At 65.0% G+C, this 5,992-nt stretch carries 2 protein-coding genes; both read right to left on the bottom strand.

Annotated features, from left to right (window positions below):
- A partial coding sequence (locus R8871_RS38240) for a condensation domain-containing protein (RefSeq protein WP_175055076.1) occupies nt 1–2,513 on the bottom strand: 2,513 nt, incomplete at its 3' end.
- A 27-nt stretch (nt 2,514–2,540) separates the two neighbouring features.
- The coding region (locus tag R8871_RS38235) for a non-ribosomal peptide synthetase (protein WP_175055075.1) at nt 2,541–5,992 on the bottom strand (3,452 nt) is incomplete at its 5' end.

Below are 5,992 nucleotides of genomic sequence, written 5' to 3'. Positions count from 1 at the left end.
TCCCATGCGGCGGCCCCACGCATGCACACCTGTCCGCCCATCAGCAGCGCCGGCAGCAGTTCGTGCAGCGCCACGTCGAAGTTGATCGTCGACGACTGCAGCAGCGTGTCCTGCGACGAGATCCCATAGGTGCCAATGAAGTCTTCCAGATGCAGCGAGAGAGAACGCTGGCTCACCGCTACACCCTTGGGCCGTCCGGTCGAGCCCGACGTGTAGATCACGTAGGCGAGCTGCTCCGGGTGGAGCGATGCGGTGCGTTTGCGCAGTGCGCGCAGGGCACGCGACGTATCCGGCCGGGCACTTCCGCCGGCAGCCGCAGTGGCAGTGGCAGTGGCAGTGGCAGTGGCAGCTTCATCGAACTGCCTGCCGAACTGACCATCGGGCTGCCCATTGACCTGCACATTGACCTGCTCATTGGCCTGCTCATCTGCCTGGTCACCGGCCTGCTCGCCGGCGTGTTCATTGGCATGTGCACCAGCTTGATCACCAGTCTGCCTGTCGGCGTGTTCATTGCCGTCCTCACCGGCCTGCCCTTCAACCGGTTCATCGACTGGCCCAACCTCCCCAATCCTCACCTGCACGCAGCCCTCAAGCACCGCCGACAGCTGCGCCGCACTCGTTGCATCGACGATCACGCAGCGCACCCCCGCATCCCCGATCATGTCGCGCAACCGTGCCGCCGGATACGACGGGTCCAGCGGCACCTGCGCCGCGCCCGCCTTCCAGATCCCCAGCAACGCCGCGGCCAGTCCCGCCGAGCGTTCCAGGCACACCCCCACCCGGTCCTCGTGCGCCACCCCCGCGCGCATCAGCGCCACACCCAGGCGGTCCGCCCACGCGTCGAGCTGCGCATAGCTGAGGCGTTCATCGCCGCATATCACGGCCGGCGTATCGCCGCACATCTGCGCACGCGACTCGAAACGCGCGACCGTCGGCACATACGCATACGACGCACGTTGCGCCGCGCTCGCAGCCCCCGCGCCTGCCCCCATCGACAGTTCACACAGACGGCGCTCGCCCGACGCGCACATCTGTTCCAGCAGCTCCACGTAGTGACCGCTCACCCGTTCTATCGTCGACGCGTCGAACAGATCGACCGCATAGTTGAACGTCAACCGCAGACCATCGCTATCGTCGAGCACATTGAGAACGAGATCGAAACGGGCTGTCCGCGTCGAAGCGGCTTCCGCACGAATCGTAAGGCCCGCGAGTTCCGTATCCTCCGTACGTCCGGCCACTTCGTAGTTGAACATCGTCTGGAACAGCGGCGAGTGCGAACGCTCGCGTTGCGGCTGCACGGCTTCGACCACACGCGCAAACGGCACGGCCTGGTGCGCCTGCGCTTCGGCCACTCGCTCGCCCACGTGGGCGAACAGTTCGCCGATGCTCATCGACATCGACAGTTCCGCGCGGATCACCAGCGTGTTGACGAAAAACCCGACCAACCCATGCGTCTCCGCACGCTCGCGGCCGCTCACCGGCACGCCGACGCAGAAATCATGCTGGCCGCTGTATCGCGCAAGCAGCACGCAGTAGACGGCCAGCAACGCGGCAAACGGCGACACGCCGTTCGTGCGCGCGGTCCGCAGTAGCGCGTCCGCTGTCTCACGCGGAACCGCGACAACGCAACGCGCGCCCTCCATGCTGCGCTCGACCGTACGCGGACGATCAAGCGGTAACGCGAGCAAGCTCCGTTCGCCGCCTAGCCGGCCGCGCCAGAAATCCAGCTCGGCATCGGCGCGTCGGTCGCCGGCCCAGTCGCGCTGCCACTGCGCGAAGTCCGCGTAATGCAACCGCGGCAACCGCGACAACGACAGCGCTTCGGCCGTGGCATCCGCACCGCGCACACCCGCTTCGTAAAGCTGCGCAAATTCGCGGCCGAGCAGATCCATCGACCATGCGTCAGTGACGATGTGGTGCGCGGTGAACTGCAGCACGTGCACGTCCGCGGCAATGCGTGTCAACACGACACGCATCACCGGACCGCGCTCCAGATCGAACGGCTCGCGCGCCTGGTCACCGAGCCGTTCCTGAAGTTGTGCGTGTTGTGGCTCAGCGTCGTTCGCAATTGTTTCGTCACCCGAAATATCCTCAAAGCGCCATGCAAACACCACTTCGCGCGCGCCGGACGCCGGTACCGCTAGCCCCGTTTGATAAGGCACGCCGTTTTCCTCGCCAAAACGCGAACGCAGACTTTCATGGCGCGCGGCCAGCTGTTCGAACACACGACGCACCGCATCCGCACACAACGCGCCCACCATGCGCACCGCGCGCGACACGTTATACGCCGAGCTCGACGGCTCTAACCGCCACAAGAACCAAAGACGTTCCTGCGCATGCGACAGCGGCGCGCGCGCCGGCCGCGGCGACAACGCGACGATCGGCAAACGATCGATGGGCAGTCCCTTTTCGGCAGCACGCAGCCGGAACACAGCGCGCTTATCCGCCGGCAATGCCGCATATTGCTTCGACAGGCCCAGCAATTCGTCCTGACGTCCTGAACTCACACTCATTGAATATCCCTTTGTTTCCTGATCCGTTCAATCGTCGAGCGTCGACAGCAGATCCTTGAACTGGTCGGCCGAATCGTCTTCTTCATCGCGCGCGGCTTGCCCAATCGCTTCGTCGAGTGCAAGCGCAATGCGCCGGATCGTTGCCAGCCTGAACAGTTGCGCGACATCCACGGGACGGCCGAACTCAGCCGCCATCTGACTCGCCAGCCGCACCGCGAGCAGCGAGTGACCGCCGAGCTCGAAAAAGTCATCGTCGACACCCACATTGGCCACGTCGGCAACGTTGAGCGCGCGAGCCCACAACGTGCACAAGGTCTTTTCGGTGTCGGTAGAAGGCGGCGCACGGTGTGTCGATGCCCCCTGCGCACCAATTCCGTTCGCCATGCTGAGCAGTGCCTTGCGATCGAGCTTGCCGTTCGACGTGAGCGGCATCGCGTCGATCTGTTCGATCGCGGACGGTGTCATATGCACAGGCAACACCTGCCCGAGTTCGTGACGCACGCGCGCGGCATCGAGCGTGTTATCGCTCACCACGAACGCGACGAGGCGCTGTGCCGCGCCCTCGCCCGCCAGCGCAACCGCCGCATGCCGAACACCGGCACTACGCGCAAGTTGCGCCTCGATCTCGCCGATCTCGATCCGGTAGCCGCGGAACTTGATCTGCTGATCGAGCCGGCCGAGATAATCGATCCCGCCATCGACACGCACTCGCGCCAGATCGCCCGTGCGGTACAGGCGCGCACCCGGTTCACCGAGCGCATCGGGCACGAAACGCTCGGCGCTCAAACCGGCCTGCCCCACGTAGCCGCGCGCCAGATTGGCGCCGCCGATGCACAGCTCGCCCACCCCGCCCACCGGCACGTGACGGCCGGCGCGATCCACCACGCGCAACACCGTATGTCCGACCGCTTCGCCGAGCGTGATCGGCAAAGCGGCGGAAACGATGCGCGCGACGCTCGACCAGATTGTCGTCTCGGTTGGGCCGTACATGTTCCAGAGTTCGACGCCACGCGCCAGCAATTGCGCGGCGAGATCCGGTGCAAGCGCTTCGCCGCCGCACAGCGCGACAAACCGCCGGCCGTGCGCGCCGCGCCAGCCTCCCTCGAGCAGCACGCGCCAACCCATCGGCGTGGCCTGCATCATCGTCGCGCCGCTGTCGTCGAGCAGCGCGGCAAGGCGCTGCCCATCCGTTACGACCGCGCGCGGCGCGATGACGACCGTTGCGCCGGCCATCAGCGGCGCATACAACTCCAGCGCGAAGATGTCGAACGACACGGTCGTCACACTGACGAGCGTGTCGGCGCCCGAAACGCCCGGACGTTCGCCGATCGACGACAACAACCGCGCCAGTGCGCCGTGCGTGACCGCCACGCCTTTCGGACGGCCGGTCGAACCCGACGTATGAATCACATAGGCGAGCCGGTTTTCGTCGAACGACGAAGCGGCGTCGGGCAACGGTGCATTGCGCTCGTCGTCCACCTCGTCGATGCGAACCAGCACGCGATCGGCAAAAAGTGTCGCGTGCATCTGCGCGCAGGTTTCATCTGCGACGACGACTTCAACCTTCGCGTCGTCGAGCATCGCGGCGAGTCGCGCAGCCGGATACGACGCATCGAGCGGCACGTAAGCGGCACCGCTCTTCAGCGTGCCGAGCAAGGCAGCCGCGAGTCCCACCGATCGATCGACACAAACGGCGACACAGGTGTCGTCTTTCACGCCGAGCCGCCGCAAGCGTTGCGCGATGCGGTTCGACCATGCTTCGAGTTGTCCGAAGCTCAGCGTCGTGTCGCCGCTGACCACGGCGGTGCGAGCCGCAGCGGCGCCGTTAGCGTGATCCGCGATGCGACGATGCACCGGCGTGAAGCAGACCGTGTCCAATGCCTCTTGCACGGGTGACGCAGCCACTGCGTGAACAGGAGCAAGCGCAATCGACGCAAGCAACGGGTCCTCTGGCTCGGTGAAACGCGCCAGCAGTTCGACAAAATGACGGCTCACGGCTTCGACGTTTGCCGGAGCGAAGCGCGCAGCGCGCCACGCCCAATGCAACGTGATCGCGCCGCGCGGCACGATGGTCAGCGTCAACGGATAGTGCGTGCGTTCAATCGAATCGAGCGCGTCGACGGTGAACAGATCGTCGCTTGAGGACAACGCCTCGTCGGCCGGATAGTTTTCGAAGACCAGCAGGCTGTCGAACAATGCATCGCCGGTGCGCGCGGACCAGCGCTGAACCTGTGCGAGCGGAGTCTGTTCATGCTCGCGCATTGCGCTATTGACCTGCTGTAAAGCGGCGAGCCATGCGGACAGCCGTGCGCCGTCGGGAACATCTGTCCACACTGGCAGCGTGTTGATGAAAAGACCGAGCATGTCCTGTGCACCGGCGAGGTCGCCTGGCCGTCCGGCGACCGTCACGCCAAACGCCGCTTGCCCGCGGTTGCCGTAACGCGACAAAAGCAACGCCCACGCACCCTGCATCAGCGTGTTCAAGGTCACGCGGTAGCGCTGCGCGGCGGCACGCAACTGCTCGCTCAGGTCTGAGTCGAATGTTAATTCGCGTGTGCTGATCGCATCAGCGGACGGTTGCTCTCCGGCTGCAAAAACGGGCGTACCAAGACTCGCGGTGAGCAACGCGGGCTCGTCGAGCAACGCGATCCGCTCCTGCCACCATGCATGCGACTCGCTCTCGCGGTTTGTCGATGCGAGCCACTCGAGGTAGTTGCGATAGCGCGCGGGCGCGGGGCGCGCCGACACCGAACCCTGCAGACGTGTGCGATATTCGTCGACGATCTCACCCAGCAGGCGCGCGCCGCTCCAGCCATCGACTAGAGCATGATGATGCGTGCGGATCAGATCATGCGCGCCGTCCGGACGACGGATCAGCGCAATGCGCATCAACGGAGGTGCTTCGATATCGAAACCGCGCGCCACGTCCGCCTCACGCCAGGCAGCGAGTTTTTCGTCGTACGTAACAGGGTCGAGCGAGGACCAGTCGTGTTCGGCGAACGGCACCTCGACTTCGCGATGTACGACCTGCAGCATGTCCGCGTCTGGCGAAACGACGAAGGCCGTGCGCAGGATTTCGTGCCGCGCGGCAGCGACGCGCCAGGCGTCACGCAACGCAGCGACATCGAGTGGGCCACGCAACGTCAGCCGAAGCTGATTCACGTAGATGCCTGAGCTTGCACCGAGTTGCGTGTGCAGCAGTAGGCCCTGCTGCGCTTGCGTTGCAGGATAGATGTCGACGACGGATTCTGGGTCTAGCTTCAGTGCGTCGAGCGCTGGTTGCGAGAGCCGTGCGAGTGGGAAGTCGGATGCGTAGAGTCGCGTCGCCGGACGTTGTGCTGCGTCGATCATGTTTTGCAGCTGCTGCATGAAGCTGGTTGCGCATGTTTCGACTTCCTCCTGTGTGAGCCGGTTCGTGCGGTAGCGCCAGCTCACCTGCAGTTCACCGTCGGCTACCAGTGCGTCGAGCTGTAGCGCTT

Source organism: Paraburkholderia sediminicola (assembly GCF_902859805.1).
GTDB lineage: Bacteria > Pseudomonadota > Gammaproteobacteria > Burkholderiales > Burkholderiaceae > Paraburkholderia > Paraburkholderia sediminicola.
The sequence above is the reverse complement of the archived record's forward strand: the minus strand, read 5'-3'. Positions and strand labels throughout refer to the sequence as shown.